19 protein-coding genes and 1 tRNA gene are annotated in these 21,654 nt (G+C 61.6%); 3 read left to right on the forward strand and 17 right to left on the reverse strand.

The features are described 5' to 3' along the window. Positions 1 to 96: 96 nt before the first annotated feature. A tRNA-Ser gene (locus GWI72_RS13430) sits at positions 97 to 186 on the forward strand. Positions 187 to 214: 28 nt separating this feature from the next. Here GWI72_RS13430 and GWI72_RS13435 read toward each other — a convergent pair. The 8 genes from GWI72_RS13435 to GWI72_RS13470 all read right to left on the reverse strand — a co-directional run bounded on the left by GWI72_RS13435 (position 215) and on the right by GWI72_RS13470 (position 5,905). Further along, positions 215 to 1,342 (reverse strand): tyrosine-type recombinase/integrase, encoded by a 1,128-nt coding sequence (locus GWI72_RS13435; protein WP_209000110.1) that lies wholly within the window; start codon positions 1,340 to 1,342, stop codon positions 215 to 217. Then, a complete protein-coding gene (locus tag GWI72_RS13440) occupies positions 1,321 to 1,509 on the reverse strand; it encodes a hypothetical protein (RefSeq protein WP_161708907.1) in 189 nt (62 codons plus the stop codon). The genes GWI72_RS13435 and GWI72_RS13440 overlap by 22 nt, the downstream gene beginning before the upstream one ends. A gap of 1 nt (position 1,510) precedes the next feature. Further along, positions 1,511 to 1,837, reverse strand: coding sequence for a DUF2190 family protein (locus GWI72_RS13445; protein ID WP_161708908.1), 327 nt, complete (start codon positions 1,835 to 1,837; stop codon positions 1,511 to 1,513). Between the two features lie 2 nt (positions 1,838 to 1,839). Continuing rightward, a complete protein-coding gene (locus GWI72_RS13450; RefSeq protein ID WP_161708909.1) occupies positions 1,840 to 2,052 on the reverse strand; it encodes a phage head-tail joining protein in 213 nt (70 codons plus the stop codon). A gap of 2 nt (positions 2,053 to 2,054) precedes the next feature. Beyond that, a complete protein-coding gene (locus tag GWI72_RS13455) occupies positions 2,055 to 3,830 on the reverse strand; it encodes a phage major capsid protein (RefSeq protein WP_161708910.1) in 1,776 nt (591 codons plus the stop codon). After that, positions 3,827 to 5,125 carry a phage portal protein gene (locus tag GWI72_RS13460; protein ID WP_161708911.1) on the reverse strand — a complete coding sequence of 433 codons (1,299 nt, stop codon included), beginning with the start codon at positions 5,123 to 5,125 and terminating at the stop codon, positions 3,827 to 3,829. The genes GWI72_RS13455 and GWI72_RS13460 overlap by 4 nt, the downstream gene beginning before the upstream one ends. Before the next feature lie 3 nt (positions 5,126 to 5,128). After that, positions 5,129 to 5,638 carry a hypothetical protein gene (locus GWI72_RS13465; RefSeq protein ID WP_161708912.1) on the reverse strand — a complete coding sequence of 170 codons (510 nt, stop codon included), beginning with the start codon at positions 5,636 to 5,638 and terminating at the stop codon, positions 5,129 to 5,131. 69 nt (positions 5,639 to 5,707) lie between these two features. Next, complete coding sequence (locus GWI72_RS13470; protein WP_161708913.1) at positions 5,708 to 5,905, reverse strand: hypothetical protein; 198 nt, start codon at positions 5,903 to 5,905, stop codon at positions 5,708 to 5,710. Between the two features lie 146 nt (positions 5,906 to 6,051). On the opposite strand from GWI72_RS13470, the gene GWI72_RS13475 reads away from it, so the two are divergent. Next, a complete protein-coding gene (locus tag GWI72_RS13475) occupies positions 6,052 to 6,276 on the forward strand; it encodes a helix-turn-helix domain-containing protein (RefSeq protein ID WP_348272696.1) in 225 nt (74 codons plus the stop codon). Here the strand turns inward: GWI72_RS13475 and GWI72_RS13480 are convergent. The 4 genes from GWI72_RS13480 to GWI72_RS13495 all read right to left on the reverse strand — a co-directional run bounded on the left by GWI72_RS13480 (position 6,269) and on the right by GWI72_RS13495 (position 11,805). Beyond that, positions 6,269 to 8,047 carry a phage terminase large subunit family protein gene (locus GWI72_RS13480; RefSeq protein WP_161708914.1) on the reverse strand — a complete coding sequence of 593 codons (1,779 nt, stop codon included), beginning with the start codon at positions 8,045 to 8,047 and terminating at the stop codon, positions 6,269 to 6,271. The genes GWI72_RS13475 and GWI72_RS13480 overlap by 8 nt on opposite strands. Further along, positions 8,040 to 8,576, reverse strand: coding sequence for a terminase small subunit (locus tag GWI72_RS13485; protein WP_161708915.1), 537 nt, complete (start codon positions 8,574 to 8,576; stop codon positions 8,040 to 8,042). Before GWI72_RS13485 ends, GWI72_RS13480 begins: the two co-directional genes overlap by 8 nt. A 301-nt stretch (positions 8,577 to 8,877) precedes the next feature. After that, positions 8,878 to 10,755 carry an AAA family ATPase gene (locus GWI72_RS13490; protein WP_161708916.1) on the reverse strand — a complete coding sequence of 626 codons (1,878 nt, stop codon included), beginning with the start codon at positions 10,753 to 10,755 and terminating at the stop codon, positions 8,878 to 8,880. Between the two features lie 576 nt (positions 10,756 to 11,331). Continuing rightward, a complete protein-coding gene (locus GWI72_RS13495) occupies positions 11,332 to 11,805 on the reverse strand; it encodes a very short patch repair endonuclease (RefSeq protein ID WP_161708917.1) in 474 nt (157 codons plus the stop codon). Between the two features lie 67 nt (positions 11,806 to 11,872). Here GWI72_RS13495 and GWI72_RS13500 point away from each other — a divergent pair, with 67 nt between their 5' ends. Continuing rightward, complete coding sequence (locus GWI72_RS13500) at positions 11,873 to 13,393, forward strand: DNA cytosine methyltransferase (protein WP_179956073.1); 1,521 nt, start codon at positions 11,873 to 11,875, stop codon at positions 13,391 to 13,393. Between the two features lie 24 nt (positions 13,394 to 13,417). Here GWI72_RS13500 and GWI72_RS13505 read toward each other — a convergent pair whose 3' ends face one another. From GWI72_RS13505 to GWI72_RS13525, 5 genes are read right to left on the reverse strand one after another with little or no spacing between them, the layout of a single operon-like run. Continuing rightward, positions 13,418 to 14,461, reverse strand: coding sequence for a hypothetical protein (locus GWI72_RS13505; protein WP_161708918.1), 1,044 nt, complete (start codon positions 14,459 to 14,461; stop codon positions 13,418 to 13,420). A gap of 24 nt (positions 14,462 to 14,485) precedes the next feature. Continuing rightward, entirely contained in the window at positions 14,486 to 16,312 is a 1,827-nt protein-coding gene (locus tag GWI72_RS13510) for an AIPR family protein (RefSeq protein ID WP_161708919.1), read from the reverse strand. 1 nt (position 16,313) lies between these two features. Further along, entirely contained in the window at positions 16,314 to 17,318 is a 1,005-nt protein-coding gene (locus GWI72_RS13515) for a PD-(D/E)XK motif protein (protein ID WP_161708920.1), read from the reverse strand. After that, entirely contained in the window at positions 17,302 to 20,169 is a 2,868-nt protein-coding gene (locus tag GWI72_RS13520; protein WP_161708921.1) for a Z1 domain-containing protein, read from the reverse strand. Before GWI72_RS13520 ends, GWI72_RS13515 begins: the two co-directional genes overlap by 17 nt. Next, on the reverse strand, positions 20,166 to 21,632 hold the full coding sequence (locus tag GWI72_RS13525) for an ATP-binding protein (protein ID WP_244314241.1): 1,467 nt from the start codon (positions 21,630 to 21,632) through the stop codon (positions 20,166 to 20,168). Before GWI72_RS13525 ends, GWI72_RS13520 begins: the two co-directional genes overlap by 4 nt. Between the last annotated feature and the right edge of the window lie 22 nt (positions 21,633 to 21,654).

Consider the following 21,654-nt stretch of genomic DNA (forward strand, 5'->3'; position numbering starts at 1 on the left):
TCCCGCAAGCCGGGAAAAAAACTTTGCCAAGGTTCTTGCACTCCCCCGCCGCCTGAGTATATTCCGCCCACCTCAGGCGGACATCCGCCGCGAGACGGACAGGTGGCCGAGTGGTTGAAGGCGCACGCCTGGAACGCGTGTATACGGGAAACCGTATCGAGGGTTCGAATCCCTCTCTGTCCGCCATCACATTTACTTTTCCCTGAAAATTCAATTACTTACCCTCCCTTTTGTCCAACTCTGGCGAAAGGTTGGACATTTTCCGTTCCTGTTTTGCTCGCCCGATGGCAGCAATGCCGTGATCGGCCAGGCGCGCCTGATCGGCAGCGTCCGTGTAAATCGAAACGGTCCGAAGGTTGGTGTGGCCGGTCACTGACTTGATTATGTCAGCGCTCATTCCGGCCTCGGCCATGCGCCGGGCGGCAGCCTTGCGCAGGCCATGGGCGGAACAGTTGACGAGCCCGGCTTCCCGGCAGCGATCGCGAAACCAATTACCGAATCCTGCGTCTGAAAACGGTGCGCCGAACTCTGTGACGAGGAAGGTCATGTTGTCCCGCGCCGTCGCCTCAAGCTCAGTGAGAAGCGCCGGATGCAGGGACAGCGCCAGTTCCGCGCCGGTCTTGCCCTGCACGACATGCAAGCGACCGTCGCGCACGTGCTGCCAGCCCATCCGCGCCACATCACCGCGCCTTTGCGCCGTGTAGAGCAACAAAGCCAGCGCGAGGCGCGCCTTTGTGCCGGACGGATGGCGCGCCTCGAAGGCCGCGATCTCGGCATCCGTCCAAGAATGAAACCCTGCCGTTTTCTTCGCGTATCCTTTCACGCCGCGCGCGGGGTTTCGGTCGATCCAGCCATTGTCGAGCGCCAGATCGAGCATGATTTTCAGCACCTTGAGAAGATTGTTTGCCGCGTGCGGGCGGTCGGCCATGCCGCCGATGATCGCCTTGACGTGCTCGCGCCGCAGGTCGCGGACGAGGCGGTCACCATGCAGCTTTCGGAAGCGCTCGATGATGCCTCTATACGTCTTTTGCGTGCTGGGCCGCTGGCTGGTGAACTCGACAGACCGATAATATGACACTGCCAGCGCATCGAACGAGCCCGCGCGCGTCCGTCCGCTGCCCACGTTGGCCGTCCATTCCTTGACGCCTGCGAGCGCAGCCGCATAGGCGCGCTCGAACTCGTCGCCGACAGGCGGGAAAGGCAGGTAGCAGGAAAAGCCCCGCTTGCGGAACCGCACCCGGTACTTGCCATGGCGGTCAATAACCAGGGTGCAGTGTTTGGGCAGCGGATTGCGGCGCGTGCGCATGGCAGGATACTGCGTCACCGCAGCACCTCGTCCCATGAGTTGCTGTCCTGGGTCGGACGTTCGGCCGGCGTCTCGCTGGCCTCAACTTCAATTGTTCCGTCCGGGCGCACGGTGATCCGGGCCGATCCATAACCGGCCGCACGCGCCGCCCGGAATAGCCGCGTTGCGTCAGCTTGGGGGATGAGGGCGGCGCGCTTTTTCATGTCAGTTGCTCACGCGGACGAGCACGTCAGCCGTGCCTGCGGCGGCGGCTTTCGTGCAGTGGCCAATCAGGGTGTTGCCGGAGGCGGTGCCGGTCACCTTGCGCTCGGCGGCGGACCAGTAAACCTTCTGGCCTTCGGTCAGCCCGCTGGCTGCAACCTTCGGCAGGCGGAACACGCCCGCCACCTTGACGGCAACAAGCGCGCCGGGGGCAGCGTTCATCGCGGCCACGCCGAAGATGTCGCCGAAGAGGAAGCCCTCGCCGCTGGCGATGCCACCAGCCGGCGCGGTCAAGTCGAGCGTGTCGCCCGGGTGCACATAATTTCGCATGGTCAGTAGCCCTTCGTACATTTTGGAGAGAAGATCCGCGCGCGCGGAGCGGTCAGGGTCGCGAGCCGGTGCTCGATGTCGGCGATAGCGGCGGCAAGTTCGGCGTCCGAACGGTACTCCACTTCCTCACCGTCGACCGCGACCTTGCGGACGCCGCGCGCCCGCAGCGCCCGCAAGGTGTCGAGATGCGCCTGAAGTTCGGCCTGGCTCGTCATGGTCAACCCGGCACATGGTCAAGGCGGGTCCAGCTCCGCCACTCGAGCCACGCAAGGCCGAAGGGGTGGCGGATCTTGAACTGCACGGCGTCGGTGTCAAAGTCGATCCGGCTGTCCGTAAAGGGGGCTTCCTGGCCTTGAAGGAACACGCGGGCCGCGCCGTCCATCTTCGCCGGCGCGACGGCCAGCCAGCTGACGGACGGGTTCGTCAGACGAGGCTCAACAACGATTTGAAGCTTGCCGGCCAGGGGGTTCACGTCCGCCACCGCCGAAGCGGTCACGAAGGCCAGAAGCCGCATCGCGGTCTCTTCGTAATCAGAGTGCACCAGCCAGTGCGTCGGATACTGTCCGATCATCACATTGCCAGCGCCCTTGCGCTTGGCCATGCCGGAGCGCAAGCCCATCATCTGCCCAAGCATGGTGCTTTCCAGCTGGGCGAATTGGGCAATGTTGCCGCGCGATGCGTGAAACACCGGGTTCCCGTCGCGCATCTTCGGCCCCGCGGCACTGGCCTGTTCCAGGAAGGCGACCTGACGGTCGGCGATCTCGGCGGCCATCCGCTTCCCGAGCTGCACGCCATCATTGCCGAGCCGGGCGCCGGCATTGATGGTTAGTTCGTAGCTCTTCGACGTGATGCCGCCGATGATAGCAACGGACACGGTTTCACCGCTCTCGTGAATAAAAGAGTGTCTGTAATGCCCCGACTCCAGCCGGTCGGCGATGGCGAGAGATGTCCAGTCCGCCTGGCCGCGCGTTTCTGGGTTGAAGCTCGTCACCGTGTCCCGGCCAAACAGCGCCGCCACCGGCGAGGCGGCGGCGTCCAGTTCGCGGCGCATCGCGAGATTGAAGGTTGCCCCGGCGATGATCGGGAAGTCGGAAGTCGTTGCCGCGCGGCGGATCACCTCCGCATCGGACAGACCGACGGTGGTGATGCCAGCATTCCGGCAGATTTTCTCGGCCAGCGCCCGCTCGCCCTGGGCGAACACTTCAGCGGCGCGTCCGGTCGGGGTTTCGCCCCGGTTCACCGTGTCGAAAAACTCGACGACGGCCGCGCGCAAGACGCCCGGATTGTCGAAAGTCTCGTCGTTGTGGCCGCTGCGCACGGTGCGCAGGGTCGGCGCGGCACGCTCGACCGCAGCCAGCGCCAGGCGCATCTTCTCGGCGTCCGGCGCATCGCTGTCTCGCAGCGCCTCGCGCACATCATCCGGCACGCCGGCGGCGCGGCACACTGTATCGAACGCGGCCGGCGTCATGCGGGTTTCTGTTTCAACTTCGGGGGGCATGTTTTCACTCCTGATTTGCGACAAGGGATCGGCCGGGGTAACGACAAAAGAGCCTTCAATCAGCCGCCCGGCGACGGCCTTGCGGATTTTCCTTCCGCTTGCGGGATCGGTGAGGGTCAGCCACTTCGACACCGCGAAGGACACGCTGAATGCCGTCTGCACGCCGTCCGCCAAGTTGGCCGCCAGCGCCGCGTTGTCGGCCCGGCTGGACAGGCGACCGTCCGCCACCAGGGCCGTGACGCCGCCGTCGAGGTCTTCGGTGCGGAAATTCATGAGCGTCCCGACCGTGTCGCGCACGCTAGTCGAATGGTCGGTTTGCAGCGGCAGCCGCTCCGGCCAGCCAGCGGCACCGAACGCCTTCAGGTCGAGAACTTCTAGATAGCTGCCCCGGTCCACTGGCGCGCTGGTCGCGACGATCACGGTGAAGGTGCGGGTCTCCGGGTCGAAGCTGTTCGGCCGCGCCTGGGCGTCGAGGCGGCAAATGGGCTTGCTCATGCTTCCTCCTTTGCCGGCTTTGTGTCGTCGGCAGCGATCTCGGCAAGGACGGTTTCAAATTCGCGTCCGCGCGCCTCGACGATCTCCTTGCGGGATTTGAGCCCGGCTCCCAGAAGCGCGATGTCGGCGCTGGCTTCCTTCATCGGGTCGACTTGGGGCCACGCGGGTTCGATCCAGCCGGGTTCCTCAGCGCCGTAAACGCGCCCGGCCAGCGTCTCGATGGCCAGCCAGCGGCGAAAGATCGGGTCGAGGAAGCCCTCGATGAGAAGCACGCGGCGCAGGGCTTCGGCCTTGCGTCGGGCGGTCAGAGCGCCGCCTCTGAAGGACGAGTAATTGACGCCCTCAAGATCTCCGATCAGATCTTCGTACGTCACACCGATTGCGGCGGCGATCTGGCGATACAGGACCTTGATGAACGAGTTAAAATCAGGGCTTTGGGGGCCGTTCACCACTTCGACGCCCTCACCGGGTCGGGTGCGGATGATCGCGCCGGGCTCGAGGCTCGGGTTCGGCTCGCCGTCGAAAGCATCCGCGCCGTCCGGGCTGGTCAGGATGGCGGTCAGCATGGCGCTGACCTGAAGCTGTTTCAGGCGCGCCTCAATTGCGATGGACGCATTGTTCAAAACCGGCAGCGCGGCGACAAGCGGGCTGACGCCGCGCACCTGGCCGGGAAATTCTGCGTCGTACAGGTGGATCACCTCGGCGGCGTCGTGGCGGATCGACGCCGCCGAGGTTCCGGCGAAAGGGTCACCTGGGGCGGTCGTCAGAAGGAAGTACCCGACTATAACCCCTCGCCCATCGCGCTCGACACCGGCCACCACCGTGCCGGCCGCGCCGCGATCTTCATTTTTGCTTCGGTCCAGCTGTTCCGGGTCGAGAAGCTGAAAGGCATAGGCCCCATCGATCACCCGGTGGATTCCGAGAACTTCGCCGGTCAGGGCGTAGGACCGGACAGCGGCGCGCTGAAGGGCCGCTGCCGACATGCGCCGGGACGGGTCCAGCCGCGCGCTGTTGAACGCTGCGTCAAGCGCGGCGTCCGGTGTGTTGAGCCGGACGCCGCTGCCTGCAACCTGGGAGACGATCAAAGACACCGCAGAACGCACAACCGGGTCATTGATGTACAGTCCCGCCACCCGTTGCGCGACCGTCTGCCCTGCCTGCCGCATGTCCGCCGCGCCGGACAGGCTGCGGGGATCGTCCGGCCAGTTCGCGGAGGCCGCGTTCACGCTCCGGGCTGTCTTTGCGCCCGGTTTGTTCAAGCGGCGAAGGAGGTTCGGCAGGGCCAAGGGAAACATGGGTCAGTCCGCCGTGCCGCCCTTGCCGTCCGCAAGCCGCTCCCATGCCGCATCGACAACGGCGACCAGGTAGTCAAGGCTGACGACGATGGAGACCGACTTGAAGGGGTCGGCCAGGACACCCGGCAGGTCCGCTTCAGCGACAATATCGCTGCGATAATCGCCGGCCGCCAGCGGCACGCGAGTGCAGTCCGCAGCTGTCGGAGCCGGCTTGCCCCGTTCGCTCGCCGGGACGAGAAGGCCAAGCTCGCCGCGCGAGATGACCAGATAGGAACGCCCCTTGAACAGGAACAGGTTCTCGACTTCGCGGTGAATGGTTGCCGCATCAAGGCCAGCGTCCACAAGCTCGGCAAGTGCCAGCAGGGTGACGGCGTCCTTCTTGGTCAACTGCCGCGCGCGGCCGGCAACGCCGGCTTCAGACGGTTTGAAGTAGCCCCGCGAAATCCACTGTTCAACGCGGGTCGCGTTGAGGTCCAGTTCGTTGCAGAGGGGCCGAAGGCGAACGGTTTGCATTTAAAATCTCCGACATGTTGTCTGAACTATGCCAAACCTCCGACAGTTCGTCAATAGTTCTTTTCGGTCTCACCCCGCTTCGGCCAGCCAACGTCGGCGGACCTCGTCCGCGCCCTGGCTGAAGGTCTCGAAATTGTCGAGGTCGCGCTCGTCGCCGTTGCCCTCGACCGGATCCGGCTCGAAGTCCGCATCGCCGTCGATCTCGTCGAGCAGCGCGACCAGGTTGTCGATTGTGGCCTCGATCCGCGCCCGAAGGCTTGGCGTCATGGGCATCCAGGTAACGGGCAAGCCGCGAGCGGCTGCCGCAAACTGCTGTCTGGGCATTGTCTTTCCCCTTCGGGTTCGCTATTGATACTAAAAGTAGTAAAAGGACGACTGCCGTGTTGTCAATACCAAAAGTATCAATCCGCCAAGTGAAGGCAGCACGCGCACTCTTAGGCTGGTCTCAGTCAGACCTGGCCCTTAGGTCCGGTGTTTCCGAACCGACAATCAAGCGGCTAGAGGCATCGGACGGGCCGTTAGGTGGCCGATCTGATACCGTAGAGAAGGTTGTTTCCGCCCTCGAACAGGCCGGTATCATTTTCGTGAGTGAGAACGGCGAGGGGCCGGGGGTCCGGCTTCGCAAAGGCGTCATCTGATCCACTTCGACTTGACGACGCTGGCAACTTTCGGTGCTGTGCTTTCGATGCCGCGCCGCAGCTCATCAAGGCGACTTTCCCAGTTGATATTCACGATTTGCCGCGCGGCGAAGGCATAGACGACGCAGTCCAACGCCTCGGCACGGCGGCCGGAAATGCGCTCGAACCGGCGCTTTGGTTGGCCCCGGCTGTAGCGCACGACGACACGTTCAGACGCGAGTTGCTCAAACCAAGAGAGCGGCAGGCTATCTGAAAACCGCAGCGACCGCGCCCGTGCCAGGCGTGCGTTGAGGTGGCTTTTGATGCCGTCAACACCCACAATCCACAGCGCGCCGCCCCGGATTTTCTGCTTCGACTTTTCAATCCATGGCCTGTTGCCTTCGACACCCTTGATCGCCAGCACCTTTCGGCCCGCACGGGGAAAACAGAACCTGTAGACCGATTCCATGGTCTCGCCGTCGCCCGAATCCACGGCCGCCGCATCGATGCCGATCTTGCCGCCAAGCGGATGCGGGAAGCGCATCTTCAGCATGTCGTCCAATTCGGTCCAGGTGGCGTCATCATCGGGCAATCCCCACACCACGAACGCGCCGAGAACAAAGGCTTCAGCGTCCCGTGTCCAGCCGATCACGGTCACCTCGAGGCGGTCGCGTTGCACGTCTACGCCGGCCGTCAGGGTCAGCACCTCGGCAGGGATGGCGTCCAGGCTGAACGGCTCGGCGCGGGCGGCAAGGGCGGCGTCGTCCAGTTCCTCGCCATCCTCGCGCCAGCCCTGGCCAAGGATCGTATTGACGAAGGTTTGCAGGCGCGCCGGATCGTCCTTGGCCGCGATAAATTCCGCCGCCAGCTTCCCCCAACTCGCGTTTGCGAGCAGGGACACCAGGGCATTCAGCCGGAAGCCGGCGTGTCCCTGCACCTCCGGGCGCGTTGCGCGCCAGCGACCGGCGGCGACCATTGCCGGCTTGTGGGTCTCGTCGATGACCGAACCGCAGGACCGGCAAGCATACGCCGCCTTCTCTGGCTGGCCTTCCGGCCAATGGATGTCCCCCCAGGTGATTTCATGGAATGCGCCGCAGTCCGGGCACGGCACCTCGAAGACGCGCGCGTCGGATGCCGCATAGGACCGCAGCACGTGGGAGGTCTCTTCAAACACGGGCGTCGATCCGATTACGACCTTGCGATCCGGGAACGACAGCGTCCGCTTTTCCGCCAGCAATATCGGCGATCCTTCGGCGCTCGTCTCCATGCCGTCGACCTCGTCGCACAACAGCACGCGCACATTATGCCGTCGCAAGTTGCGGGGGGCCTTCGCGGCCACGATCTTCAGACTGCCACCGGGGAAGCGGCGGGACAGGATCGTGTTGCGTCCGGTCTCGTCAACGCCGGAGCCGATCAGGCCGGAAAGGGCCGGTGAGGCGTCAAAAATCGGTTCGATATCGGACACCATGTAATCTCTGCAATCTGCCTCCGTCGGCAGCAGGCACAGGATCGGCGCGGGATCGTTGGCGATGTATCCGGCAAGCGCGCCGGTCAGGAGCGTGGTAAAACCGACGCGGACGGGCTTGACCAGCGTCACGCGCTCGATGGCCGGATCACCAATGGCGTCCGCAATTTCGCGCTGGAACGGCCAGAGCTGGACCGCGCCGGGCAGCGCCGAGACGCCCTCCGGCAACATCACGTTGCGCTCGATCCACTGCGACAAGAGCCGCCGGGGCGGCGGCAGCAGGCCGGCGAGTGCGTCCTTGCGCAGGCGGGTCAGGGTGTCAGTCATCTTCGGCAAGTTCCTCAAGCGCACACCGGATCTCGGCGTCGATCACGTCCACGTCGCGAGCGCTCAGATGGGCCAGCCCCTGGCGGACCCGCGCCGGCACCGCCAGCAGCCGCGACCGGACCTGCCGGACGATGCCGCCCCATGTCGCTGCCACCTCAGAAGCCGGCACCAGCTCTCGCCGCAGGGCCGCGTTCTTCAGCGCTGCATGGTCGGCTTGTTCCTTCGCGAGGCGCGCCCGTTCGGCCGTCAGGAAAATCGCGCTCGCCTCATCGCCCCGCCCCGCCGCCATCTCCCGAAGGTGCGAGGCATAGCCTTGGAGCGATTTCGTGAGGTCGTAACGATCCGTCCCGACCTTCACGACAAGCCCGCGCTGCGCAAGGTCTCGGATAGTCCTTGGGTTGACGCCGACCAGGGCAGCAAGGTTGTCGCCATCCACGACGAGGCCGAAGGCGGCAACATCCCCGGCATAGCGCTGCGCCTCTCCAAGCAAGTCACTGGAAAGATTTAGTATTTCCGCCGTCTCACTCATCGGCCCGGCTCCCCCTTACGAAATTCCGCAGAGCCCAAAATTCCGGGGGTCGCATCCCGCGCAACGGAACCCGATGGGGAAGGACCCGCAAGCTCGCGGGCCAGTTCGCGGATGGCGAAGGCCAGTTCTGACTTTTCCTCGTGGAAGTGCTCGGGATCGCGGTGCGACGGCCGCAGCCGGTCGAGCCGGGCGGCGATCTCAGAGAGGGAGTTCGTTACATCCCTAGTCCCCCCCTTAAGGGGGACTAGGGGATGTAACGCCCCCCTCGCATCGCCGTTGCATGTGTTGTTGTAACGCCGTTTCATTGATGTAACGCCAGCCACACCAGCCCCCTATCAATGCCCACAACAGACAGCCGCAACAGCTTGTCCTGAATGCGTTTCCATGTGACGCGGAAGGTGCTGTCGTTTTCGATGGCAAGCCGGTTACGCACCGCGTCCCGCCACTGTTCGACCGTTACAGCACGCGTTACACTTGCCGCCGCAACGCCTGTAACAGGTGTAACGGCATCCCCGGCCAGCAGGTCGGCCAGGCATCGCCGGGCGATCTCTTCCCGGTCGGACAGTTTCGGCTTCTTTTGCGATCCAGCGCCCGCGCTCGCGCCGATGGCCTCGACAACGCAAGAGGTGATCTCGTCACCATCCTCGTCCGAGCCAACAGTCGATTGCGCAAGAGTAAACCGGTACTCGGTGCCGTCTTCGCCATCCTTCTGCTTTGAGATGACAGCGCGCAAGGGGCCGTCCGTGTCGTTCCCCTTGATCTCGATTACTGTGTCTGCGTAGTCCCTCAGCATGGAAGAACCACGCATCCCACGGTCTGTTTCCTTGCCGCTATGATGGATAATCATGACATGCGCGGCGGTTTCCGTGCGAAGTCTTTCCGTATTCTCAAGGAATGCCTTCACGTCGCGCGGCTCGCTGTCCACGCCGCCGGGCATCATCCGGGACAACGTGTCCAGGACGATCAGCCCGACAGCCTCGCCGGTCGCATCCTTCACCTCGGCAATGGCATCGGCCAGCACCTCGACCGCATCGGATCGCGGGTCGAGCAGGTCAACCGACCGGGACAGCATCACAAACGGCGCGCCCTCCGCGTCCGGGTGCTTTTGCCGCCATGCCTTCATGCGCAGGCGAAAACCGCCCGCGCCCTCGGCGGCGACATAGAGAACCGGACACGGCGTGACTTGATGGTCAAACCAGTCCAGCCCCGCCGCGATGCGCGCGGACAGGTCGAGCGCGAAGAACGATTTGCCGCCGCCTGACGGTGCATGGATGATCGACAGTTCGTTCTTGCCAAGGAGCCCTTTTACAAGCCAGCGGCGCGGCGGCACGCGGTCCTCATCTCCAAGCCAAGTGAGCGGCAGCTTTGACGCCGGACGCCAGTCCGGAGCCGCTTCGGCCAGCTCGTAAAGCTGTTCGATCCGCCCTCCGGCATCGAGCCAGTCGGACACGTCGCCTTTCCGGTCCAGCGACATGAGCCGCAGGATGCGGACGCGAGCGGCGATGCCCTTGAGGCTTCTTGCCACCTTGTCGGCGTGATCCTCGCCCGCCCTGTCATTGTCCGGAATGATGATCACATCGGCCCCGGTGAAAAAGGCCGAATGCTCGTCGCGCCATTTTCCGGCACCACCGGCATTGCACGTCGCCGGCGCGCCAAGCGCGGCCAGCCGGTCGGCGTCTTTCTCGCCTTCGACAATGAAAATGGGACGCTTCAGCGCAAGCGGCTCGATCAGGTGCGGGAGCCGGTACGGAACGACGCGGACGCCTTTAACACTGTAGTCAGACGCCGAACGACGCTGCAAAAATGTCTTCGGTTCCTTTCGCACGACTTCAAAGAGAGTGCGCCCGTCCTCATCTTGATACGGATAGACCGCGACAATGCGCCCGGCATCCCGGCGCGGGGCCTCGCCCTGCCCGAAGCGCTGCCGCAGCCAGTCCAACGCCGCCCGCTCGCCGCCGCCGATCTTGCGGGCCACCAGTGCCAGCAAGCCGCCGCTGTCACCCGCCTCAAAATCTGAGAACGTGCCAGCCGCATCCCCTGCGACCGCAACCTTGAGACTGCCATTCGATCCAAAGCGCAGTTCGGTGGCCGACGACAGCCGCGCGTTCGGCTCGCCGTACAATTCAAGCGCAACAGGTCGCGCCAGGGACGCAAAGTCGAAGGTGCCCGCGTCCGCCATCACGCTGCTCCGGCCTTTTTCCGGTTGGACACGCGCGGAAAAACGCCAGCAAAATCAATACCCGCCAAAAGGGGGGTTGGACAGGCCAAGGTATTGGACAGACAAGAGAAGGTGACACCCTCTCTGTCCGCCATTCTCCCTACCAAAGACCTTCTCCCGATCCGGCCCCGGCAGGATTTTTACGTTCTTTTCGAGGGTTATGCGGGAAAGGCTGAGCACTGGCGCACTCGCCAGGTGGCGCGGAAGCAGTCTCTCAAGGCCGATATTCTCTGAACCTGATGACTGCGCGGATTTGATCAAGTTCTTGTAGCCGTCTGAAATAATTCAGATTTTCAGTCTTGTACCTGAACGCTTTGATTTCTGTCGCTTGCGTGTCAAGGAACCGAAATCGAAGGTACTCCCCTCGGCAGTTAACGAGCCAGCGGGACGCCTCGATCCTTCAACAGCCTCACCGCTTCAAGCCTGAACTCGCGACTGGACTTCTCTTTCTGCATTCCAACTCTCCAGGTCCCTCAAACACCTGATCTCAGTGTCCACGAAACCGGCAGCAGGCCACTCAAAGTCTGCACGTAAGGGTCAGGGATTGGTGCGGGTGCGAATATCCTTGTTGCCGATCTGGAGCTGAAGCTCGTTCGAATGCAGCCACGCTGACAGAAAGTCGGTGGTGGCTTTCACCTGATCCGGTTTCCGAAGCGCACACTCCCAGACTGTCGCCAAGCGCCATCTTTCGGCGAACAGCTTGGCGCGAACAGCGCTATCCCGGGCAACGTTCGCCTCGAACTTCTTCCGCCAGAACTCCTCGCGGGTCGACGGGGTTGAGGCGAAGCGACAGCCCTCGTGGCGATGCCAGAAGCAGCCATGCACGAAGACGACGGCGCGATACTTCGGAAAGACGAGGTCCGGTTGCCCGAAAACGTTCTTGGAATGGAGCCGGAAACGAAAGCCGCGCGCGTGCAATGCCCGCCTAAGAGCCAGCTCGGGCTTGGTGTTCTTTCCCCTGATCCCCGACATCATTCGGGAACGGGTCTGCTGGTCCACGATATCGGTCATATACGCCCTGGTTTTCGTCCTCGAACCTAGTATACACCGGCTGAAAGAAATTCGTCAGGAGCCTGATTTGCCATCCACTTTCGGCATTGTCGATCTGTTCGCCGGCCCGGGCGGACTTGGCGAGGGGTTCGCTTCGCTCGTCGAGAATGGCCATGCGCCGTTCCGAATCGGCATTTCGGTCGAGAAAGAGGCGTCAGCCCATCGGACTCTGACGCTGCGAGCCTTTCTGCGCGAGTATCGTGCACGTCATGGCGTCTTGCCGGAAGAGTTCATTGATTTCCATGCCGGGCTCGTATCTGAACCGGACTGGTCAGCAGTCGATGCCGAAGGGTGGCAGCATGCCGTAGACGAGGCACGCGCGCTTGAGCTCGGCACCGAGGCTGCGGCGGCCGCAATAGATGGCGCTATCGCGACGCTGAAAGCAAAGTACGACGACACGATCCTGATCGGGGGGCCGCCCTGTCAGGCCTATTCCCTGGTTGGGCGCGTCCGTTCCAGAGGCAAAGTCGGTTACGTTCCGGAGCAGGATGCGCGGCACTACCTCTTTCGCGAGTACATCCGCGTTCTCGACAAGCTTCGCCCAGCTGCCTTCGTGATGGAAAACGTCAAGGGCATGCTTTCGTCCACGGTCGAAAGCCGACTTGTCTTCGAGATGTTGATGGAGGATTTGTCCTCGCTCGGCACGGGTCACGCACATCACTACGAACTTCGCGCCATCCGGATCGAGGATGGCAAGGCCAGCCTGCAGGAGGCGGCACAGTCCTCGGATTTCATCGTGCGCGCCGAGGCGTTTGGAGTCCCGCAGCGTCGCCACAGAGTGATCATCGTCGGCATCCGTTCGGACCTCGCAGGACAGGCCGCCGATGCGGAAATCGCTGTCTCAACGGAGGCCAGGACGGTCAACGACGTCATAGGGAGCATGCCCGTCTTGCGAAGCGGCATCAGCCGCGGGGACGACGACGCGGCTGCCTGGCGACGTGAAGTCATCGACGCCGCGAAGTTGCTGGCCGGCATTTCCACGGGGAAAGAGAAACAGGCGTTCCTTACTGTTTCGGAACGAGTGAAGGAAAATGCGCCTGCAGTTCGGGCTGCGTCACAGTTTCCTGGCGGCTATGGCACCTCGAACGATGAGTTGCTGCAGTGGATCGAGCGACCGGAACTGCGCGCAATCGCCCAGCATGAGACACGCGGGCACATGGCATCGGATCTGGCTCGCTACCTGTTTGCCGCCGTGTTCGGGGCTGTCCGTGGCTACAGCCCGAAGGCCGCCGACTTTCCTCCGATGCTCAGCCCCGATCACCGCAACTGGCACAGCGGCGTTTTCAATGACCGCTTCCGGGTTCAGCTGGCGGGCGAGGCATCGACCACGGTCACGAGCCACATCTCGAAGGATGGCCACTACTTCATTCATCCAGATCCGATCCAGTGCCGGAGCCTGACGCTGCGCGAAGCTGCTCGGCTGCAGACCTTTCCCGACGACTACCTGTTTCTCGGTAACCGGACGCAGCAGTATGTCCAGGTCGGAAACGCAGTGCCGCCGTTCCTTGCACGTCAGATTGCGGAATTGCTACTTTCTTGCCTGAAATAACACGGATTGCGCGTGCTGTCTGAGTCAGTCCGCGATCGCTCGCCGCAGGTTCGCAACGTGCTCTGCCAGTTCTGGTAACGCATCACAACGATCAAGCAAGTAGATCAACGCATTCCTATCTGATCTATCAAGTATAACCTTTCTGTCTCCAAATCTCTTGAGCGCGCGGCTTGACTTTGGTGATAGCCAATTGCGGTCTGCTGCAACATTGCGTATCTCACAGGCTGCGAGGTGGAGCCTTTTCTGCGTAGGTCGTCGCGTTTTGGCGAGCAGGTTTTTACTCTGTTTTTCAATTCTTCCAACCACATTTAATATTACCGCATCATGATTTTCGATCCCACCCTTTGCGCATGGCAGCTCAGTAGTGTTCTTGCATATCTGAGCCCCGGACAACCAGTTCCTGAGTGCAATTGTTTCATCTTGAAGAAGAGCCAAGGTGTCGGCAACGTTAAGGACATGCTCGATTGCAGCGTGCTCGCGCTTCGAGAGTCTTGCAGAGCGCGTCGCAGCCTTGCTCAGAGCAGATGCTGCTGCCCGCCAGCGCCTTTCCAATGCAAACGCGCGAAGTCGCTCCAATGCAACCTCGGCGAAAACCTGATCTGTATCAGGTACCTTCTGGTTTTCCCTCTCAGGGCAGTGCTCAGTAGTGCAATGAACGGCGGACTTCGTGGGCAGTGCGAGGTCGTATTCCTCTAGGTTCCAGTCTGCTTCCGTGTGGTCCCAACGGACGGTTTCTACCCGGTGGAATGTTCCTCTGATCGCATCGGTTTGATTGGCCTTGAAGAAACTCTCTGACGTTATCTCGGGTTCGAAATCAAGGTTTGGAAGGATCTCCGGAAGTGTTTCATTTTCTGACGCTCCGTTTCGCGGTTGGGCCGGCTGAAGTGTGGACTGATCATCTACAGGCGGCGGGATGTTGACCGCTTCATTTCGACTCCTCGACCGTGTCGCTCCAAGAGATCCTTGGTGATCGATCTCTTGATCCGCGCTGGCTTCCGATCGATGAAACAGCCATCTCACAACGAGATTGAACTTTCGAATCAATGCCCACCCCGAACCCTTGAACACGACATATCGTTACTTCAACTTTCATCAAGGACAATCGCCCGTATTTTTTTGTGCTCGCAACTCTTGAACTGAAGCTTGTGGGGCGGGGAAGTGCGCAGATCGAATTTTGGTCCAAGTGTCTGCGCGTTTCGCCACCTCTGAAATCTGCTGACCAGGGGCGATCCTATTGAACTCGGCATTCACGATCACGGCCCATTCCCAGAGCAGGTCCCGAAAATCACTCGAGATCCCTTGCCGCATCCATATCTGCTCCAGGTCGAGCCGATCGCCAAGTCGGTCTGCAACGACCGACACGACGTAGGTCGCGATGTTGACCCACCCCTGGCGAAACACGTCCTTTGATTGCTTTGTCTTGATCATGCTTTCGATCGCCTTGAAAAGGATGACCTTGGCTATCATCGCCCGATACCAGCGGACATCGAGCGGGCTTGGCACAATTGTCGGGTCGTCATCCAGAGCCGCCATGAAGGCCGCAAAGTTCTTTTCGCCAGCCATGGCGACCTGGTTCGGCTTTCCGCGCCACGCTTCATGGTACTTGGCGATGTCATTCTTGGTAAGCTTGCGTTTCGGCGAGATCATCTCCTGCAGTTTCCGACGCTTGGCCGGTGTGTTGCCATCTCTCAGCAACATCACGTTGTATGCGCCAGCAGCACGCTCATAGAACCACCGCGTCGCGCCGTCGGGGCACCAAGTCTCGTTTGCCAGTTTTTCAAGTTGGACATGGAATGGGCGGTTGGCAGACAGGTCGGACATCTTCACCGCGTTCTGACTGTTCGCATAGCGGGACACGCTGCTGATCAGCCGCTCACGCGCTTCATCCTGCGCCCCCTTGAGAATGATGATCTTCGCCGGGACCATGACATGGCTCAAGTCGATGGTCCTATCGTCGCGGGACGCAAAATAGATGGTTGAGGTTGTCTGGCCACCGTTTACGATCTGCAGACCCTTCAGAAACGAAAGACCCAGGTTCCCGTCGTCAGACCTCTCGAACGCCGCTTCGTCGCAGACGAGGACTAGCCCGTTATTGAACGCAAGGAAGTGCTCCGGTTCCTTTCGCAACGTTTCGACGATCCCCTTGTTCACCGAGCGCTTTGCGCCGAGGAAAGTCCGGACATTTGCTTCAAGCAGACGACTACCGAAACGCAGGTAAAGATCGCGGATGATCTGCCCCGGAATTGCAGTAAGGGCGTACTCGTAATCGGCATCCGGATCCGGGACGTGGACGCAGGGAAGCGGTCGACCTATCGACAGGACAAAGCTGAGGGCCAGCTCGTCTCGAGGCTTACCGTCGGTGTGGCGGAACAGCCTCTCCATATCCATGGCCTCGACGGCGACCATCTTGCCGTGAACTTCCTTGTTCGAGAAGCGTTTGGTCTTGGTCTTGCCATCGGTGATCAAGAGCACCCGAAGGCGGTCGATATCGTTCCAGCGAGACCTGATGGTCGCGACCAGGTCCCGAACTGGATGGGTAGGGTCAATCTTGGCGTCCAGATTTCCGCTCGCCGCGCGAAACAGAAACCGCACGCCTTCACTAGCGGTAGTCGTGGCATCCGTGTCGTTCAGGTCCAACAGTTCGTCAGTGCCGAAATAGTGGGTCACGAAGAGGTCGAGAGCCGTTTCATCGGAGCTGAGCGCATAGCCTGTAATGCGGAGTTTCCCGTTGCCAACCTTGCCGCTCCAGTGGCAAACAGTTGGCGCCTCGCAGATCCCGGTTTCTGCGACATGCTCCATGACCATTTCCGCAAAAACGAGCTCATCCGAAGGAAATGGGCCTTCGCCGGCCTCTACGCGCTCGGCGATGATGGTCTGCAGATCGGAACGAAAGTTGCGGTGAAATTCGTCGAGGCTCATGTCAATCCAGTCCAAATTCGTTGATCAACTCCGAAAGTCCGATCGAGGGAACTCCGAGCGCGTCGAGGTCGAGCATATAGGCAGCTGAGCGGATGGCAGCTGGAAGTGACGCGCGCGTGAGACGCGGCATGTTACCTTCCGCACGGAACGCCCTTGCGTCCTTCAATGTCAGTGTGCGCCCGTAGAGTGCTGCATGCTCGTCGAGGTACCCCATCACCATGAGAAGTGCTTCGAACCCGCGTTGCACTCCGGCCAGTCCGAACCTTTCTCGGAGTTCTGTCACAAGACCGACGAGCGAGATCCCATCGGTATTCTCCTCGAAGCGAAAGGCGCACAGGAAGTTGGGCGCCCGGTCAGCATCCAGCTGTTCGATGCTGTTGATCCGCGCGAGGAAGCTGCCAGTCCGGACCGTGCTCTTCACCTCGATCGCGCCCCCCCGAACGTAGAAGTCCTGTGCCGCCCGCAGCGGTCCCTGCCAGCAGTCGAGAGCACCCGCCCCAATGGAAGTGTCCGCCAGCAATCTGAGCATCCAGAGTTCGCCGAGCAGGCCGATCTGCGCGTCGGACGAAAGAGGGCGGTGCGTTCGAGCCATGAAAGCCTGCCACTCCCTGACCCGTTCGAGGAAGGCCCCCACAACGTCACGGCTCGCGCTGTTGGCTGCAGTCTCGAGCGTTCTCAAGACATCCACGACCATTATGGCGAAGATGTCGGGTGAGCCCTCTGACCGCCTCACGAGGGCGATCGCCGTCTTGCCTGCGAATACCGCTTGACCCTCGATACAAGAGACGTCGAAACCCTTGCCTTCAGGCAGCTGCGCCGGATTGACCGGCCACGATCCGGGAAAGGAGACGATCAAGGCTTCCCGACCGAGCGGAAAGTGACAGCCAGCTTCAACCGAGACGGAGCCCATCCCGGTGAGGTGGACAAATCGCCAGTCTTCCGCCGCTTCTTGGCGTGCGAGCGCTCGCCAGGCACGCGCAATTCCCTCTTCAGTCCACCCACTCATTGAGGCCTCCCCACAGTACGCTGTTGGCGATGTACCTCGAATTGGAAACCCTTCTCTCAGAGCTGCTTGACGGAAAACTGATTGCCCAGCCGACTACGGGATCGGCATCCTTGAGCTCTTCGACCTCGGCACCCTCGGGATCGATCAGATAGAGCATCAGGAGACCACGCTCCCGGCGCGCCCGGACGCCTGCTTCGGCGTCTCCTTCCCCAAGAAGGTGACGGATCTGCGGACCTCTCGGCTCTGACGGAGGCTCCCGGCCCTCGTTGCGATCGGTATCGTTGCGCCACGTTTTCTTGCTGAGGCAGAGCGCAGCCTTCCATTCTGCTTCCGTCAGATCGATGGCCTGATCGCGAGGCGAGATCAGGGTCTTGATAGAATAACGATCCGCATGTTCGGTCGTTCTCCTCCGCTTCAGCATGTTGACCGAAGAGCTGCCGACCTTGCGATGCTTGTCGTCCGGGCCCGCGTCCTTTCCGATCAGCGCAACAGTCCAGCTCGTGAGTTCACCATCCTTGTTCATCTCCTCGATGAAGTCCGCAATCAGCGGACTCATGATCCGGAAACTGGCAGGGTGGGTTCTGTAGTCCCGCAGGAACGAGATTACGCTTAAGGCAGGCACATCTCGCCAAAGGTGACCGTTCCACTTCTGACCTTGTGGAACGAAATGCTGATCATTCAGATCCGTCGATGGACCGAGTGCGTTGACGAACCGATCCGTGGCCTTGAAGTTCGCCGCGATGTCGTCCTTGCGGTTGGGGAACACGATAGTCTGCAGAAGGTCGCCCGAATATGTCAGCTGCATCGCTCGAGCGTTTCTCATCTTGGCCCGAGAGGTCACCGTTAGCACCGAATGCGATTTCACACGCAGACCGAACTGTTTCGGCGTGGCGCCAGCCGCGACCAAGTTGTCGAACTCCTGACGCAACTCTTCAGCGGCATCGGCGATATGGCCGAACCACTCAACCATTTCCTGCGACGTGTAGAGGCGACAGACATCAAGGTAGCCGTCGCGGTAGCCAAACCAGCGCCCCATCTGCATGAGCGTGTCGTACATGCGCGCGGTCCGAAGGAAGTAGCTTGTGCAGAGACCCTCCAGCGTCAGACCGCGCGCCAGCTTGTCGCCACCGATGGCAATCACCTTGAGGCCGGCGCCATCATTTTCGGCGTAGTCGAGTGCGTCCTTGGCCGTGCCGTTTATCTCGCGGACGCGAATGTCGGACAGCACTTCGGGGAGGACAGCGCGAATGTCGGCCCACGAGAAGTCCTCCAGCGCTTCGCCTTCGACGAAGGCGGAACGGATACGCTGCATGCCTGGCAAAAATGTTTCCTGATACTCAGTGCGCATTGACGCTTCGAGGTTGTCGAGCTCGATGCCGCGGGTGTAGCGGCCCTTCATATCTCGCACGTACTCTGCGACTTGGTTGACAACAGCGTTCTGTACCGAAGTGAAGCGGGTAACGTGGATGAGCATCGAGGAGTGTTTGCTGCCCTGTCCGCGCAGCTTCCTGACGGCACAGGCATAGAAGAAGGAGCGGATTGCTTCTGCGAGCGAGTCCGGCACACGATTCTCCCCCTGCCATCGCGGCCGGTAGCCGTTCTTGTGTCGTTGCGGCATCCACGGCTGGAACTCATCGTCCGAAAGCGGGCGTACCAGAGGCAGGTCTTCCGGCGTGCTGGAGGCTGATCCGAACACACGGCCCGGTCCGACATAATTCGATGGCGCCGCAAGGCTGGTGATGAAGGCTGCGGGGAAGAGGTCCGGTCCGTGCTCCTGAGTCTCCGCGCGGTCATGAATGAAGATATTCGCAAAGGGTGTCGCAGTGTAACCGACATAGGCCTTCCGCGAGAAATGGTGGAGGATCGACCGGATCAACCTGTTGATCGTCTTGGGCTCGTGTTCGAGATCCGGGGTGCCGAACTCGTCCACGACATCTTCACCGGTGTCGACAGATCCGTGATCGGACTCGTCGTCGATCACCATGAGAGGCAGGTTGGTGACGAGTTTGCGCCCTGTTTCGGGGTCGACGTGATTGGCCACACGGTTGCGGATCCAGTGCAGCAGGCGCTCGAGTACCGTCTTGTTCTTCTTGACCACGAACAACCACGGTCGCTCTTCCGGGCTGATGTTCATCTTCGCCGCAACGGCCGTATTGAAATCGCCCTTGTCGCTTCGGTTCGTTGCGGCGTTGGGACGGACCGACATGTCCTTGTCGATCAGCCCCACGCCTACCGCCGGGAGCTCGTCAGCATCCGCAATGGTGGCAAAACCGAGGAACCCCTCGTCCAGTCGGATCTGGGTCTGTGCTCGAAGGTTATTGTGCAGGCCAGCGAGCACGATGATGATCTTGTAACCGGCGTCGGCGGCCTTGCAGATTAGTCCGGTATAGTTGCCTGTCTTCCCCGACTGGACGTGGCCCACGACCAGCCCGCGACGATCCCAGGTGCCTTCACGAGTCGGGTCCTCGAGCTGCGAAAGGACTTCGTCAGTGGCGACGTCGAGAGCATCGAGGGCCGTCCAAGGGATGCGCGCTTCCATGTACTCCGAATAACGCTGCCAATAGGTCCAGCCCTTCTTCCTTTCTGCATCAAGCCAGGCGACATGGTCCTCACCGCTCGACAGGGTGGCGTTCTCGCCCACCGTGCGGCTTGAACGGCGGATCAATTCGTCAACGAGCGCGTCCCGATCAACAAGGGCAAAATCGTCCTCCATCATGATCGAAAGCTTGGTCAGCTCCTTCTCGATCAGTTCCGGAGTGACAGGGCTCTGAGCGCGTTCCGCAGCAAGGCGAAGCATGTTCTGGGCCATAGAAAGGATTGAATCGAAGGCCTTCTGGCTTGAAATCGTCATTGTGGGTCTTTCAATTGAAGGGATGCAATGAGGTCAAGGTGCCGATCGAATGGGGGCGTGCGACCGAGCCGCTCCCGCGCCTCAGTCGGACTGAGCCCGCGGAACTTCACCAGTGCTTCAAACATCGAGGACAGGGTCTCCATTACCTCGGTCTCGGCCGATCCGGTGAAACCAGTTCTCGGCGTTTCCTTGTCTTCCGCCGTATCCAGCCAGATACGCTGCACGGGCACTGTCTCTTCGATAAGCCTCAGAAGAGCGAGGATGTCTGGCTTGAGTGGGCCGGCGCGATCGAGGATTGAGGCGACAAGATCATGGTCACGAGCGATCCGGTAAGACGTTCCTTGTGCAGAACGCCGCACTTTCCAGGCTTCGGCGACTGCGTTCGGGCGCGTGCCTGAGGTCGGGGTCACATGTCCCCGGTGGGCGAAGACCCGCCGCGCCGTGTCGCGCGTTTCTGTTGCGAGACGATGAAGCTGGGATCGAAGGCGCACCGGGGGGCTCGCCGTCGATTTCAGGACATTGATCTTCCAATCGGCATCCGCGCTGTTCGGTATGTCGAGCCGGATCCGAGCGAGCCTGTGAGCCTCATCGCGCGGCCATGGCTTGCCGCCTTCGCCGAGGCCAAGCCACCCCCCAGCGAGGAGGAGACGCTTGTTGCGGTAGACGTAGAAGCCCTCCTGCTGCGTCCATCCTCCGGGCCCCGCCGCCGCTTCCTGTTCGGTAGGCTTGAGCATGTCGCGATGAGGAAGGACGTGGCATTGCACGGTAACACCGGTGGTGTGGAGGATCCGATACTCGGGACTTTCGAGCGCCTTGCCGGGATGACCGAGTAGGTACGGATCCCAAGGCTTCAATCCTCTGCCATTGAGCGAGAGGCGCAGCATGGGCAGCTGACCATCGATGAGGCGATGGAAGGTCATCGCAAGATGCGCCTCCACGCGATCCGCGAGCTCGATCATGTCGGTGGCTGCAAAGCCATCGGTTACAATGCGGTCCAGTTTCTCCCAGAGCACGACAGTGCCGTGGGCCATCTGGTCCAGCGGCGCGAGCAGATGCTCTGATCCCGGCGTCGGCCCCTCGAAGAGCGGCCAATCGGCACCGGGCTCCTGGCCGATGAGATCGAGGTCCCAGCGCAGGCAGACGACCGGCCCACCTTCCTTCCGACTGGCGACGGTGAGCCGCCGAGCCTGAGAGAAGCTGGCCGTCTTCAGGCCCAGCCCGAAGCGCCCGAGGTCGGTGGCGGCGCGTTCAGCCCTCGGATCGCGTGCGCCAAGGCGCATGCCAGCCTCAAGAGTCGCGTCGTCCATGCCTTCACCGTCATCGACGATTCTTACCCAGCTCTCTGGACCGGCCCATTCAAGATGAATGGCGACGTTGCGCGCATTTGCGGCGATGGAATTGTCAACCAGATCGGCCAGTGCAGTGGGAGGCGCGTAGCCGAGTCCACGAAGGGACTCAAGCATCGATCCAGCATGAGGAGGAGCA

Origin of the sequence: Pannonibacter sp. XCT-53, assembly GCF_009915765.1 — a bacterium.
Lineage (GTDB): Bacteria > Pseudomonadota > Alphaproteobacteria > Rhizobiales > Stappiaceae > Pannonibacter > Pannonibacter tanglangensis.

Excerpts from the sequence above, each read along its gene's own strand:
- GWI72_RS13435 (WP_209000110.1), bottom strand. The coding sequence starts at position 1,342 with ATGGGACGAGGTGCTGCGGTGACGCAGTATCCTGCCATGCGCACGCGC.
- GWI72_RS13440 (WP_161708907.1), bottom strand. The coding sequence starts at position 1,509 with ATGAAAAAGCGCGCCGCCCTCATCCCCCAAGCTGACGCAACGCGGCTA.
- GWI72_RS13445 (WP_161708908.1), bottom strand. The coding sequence starts at position 1,837 with ATGCGAAATTATGTGCACCCGGGCGACACGCTCGACTTGACCGCGCCG.
- GWI72_RS13450 (WP_161708909.1), bottom strand. The coding sequence starts at position 2,052 with ATGACGAGCCAGGCCGAACTTCAGGCGCATCTCGACACCTTGCGGGCG.
- GWI72_RS13455 (WP_161708910.1), bottom strand. The coding sequence starts at position 3,830 with ATGAGCAAGCCCATTTGCCGCCTCGACGCCCAGGCGCGGCCGAACAGC.
- GWI72_RS13460 (WP_161708911.1), bottom strand. The coding sequence starts at position 5,125 with ATGTTTCCCTTGGCCCTGCCGAACCTCCTTCGCCGCTTGAACAAACCG.
- GWI72_RS13465 (WP_161708912.1), bottom strand. The coding sequence starts at position 5,638 with ATGCAAACCGTTCGCCTTCGGCCCCTCTGCAACGAACTGGACCTCAAC.
- GWI72_RS13470 (WP_161708913.1), bottom strand. The coding sequence starts at position 5,905 with ATGACGCCAAGCCTTCGGGCGCGGATCGAGGCCACAATCGACAACCTG.
- GWI72_RS13480 (WP_161708914.1), bottom strand. The coding sequence starts at position 8,047 with ATGACTGACACCCTGACCCGCCTGCGCAAGGACGCACTCGCCGGCCTG.
- GWI72_RS13485 (WP_161708915.1), bottom strand. The coding sequence starts at position 8,576 with ATGAGTGAGACGGCGGAAATACTAAATCTTTCCAGTGACTTGCTTGGA.
- GWI72_RS13490 (WP_161708916.1), bottom strand. The coding sequence starts at position 10,755 with ATGGCGGACGCGGGCACCTTCGACTTTGCGTCCCTGGCGCGACCTGTT.
- GWI72_RS13495 (WP_161708917.1), bottom strand. The coding sequence starts at position 11,805 with ATGACCGATATCGTGGACCAGCAGACCCGTTCCCGAATGATGTCGGGG.
- GWI72_RS13510 (WP_161708919.1), bottom strand. The coding sequence starts at position 16,312 with ATGAGCCTCGACGAATTTCACCGCAACTTTCGTTCCGATCTGCAGACC.
- GWI72_RS13515 (WP_161708920.1), bottom strand. The coding sequence starts at position 17,318 with ATGAGTGGGTGGACTGAAGAGGGAATTGCGCGTGCCTGGCGAGCGCTC.
- GWI72_RS13520 (WP_161708921.1), bottom strand. The coding sequence starts at position 20,169 with ATGACGATTTCAAGCCAGAAGGCCTTCGATTCAATCCTTTCTATGGCC.
- GWI72_RS13525 (WP_244314241.1), bottom strand. The coding sequence starts at position 21,632 with ATGCTTGAGTCCCTTCGTGGACTCGGCTACGCGCCTCCCACTGCACTG.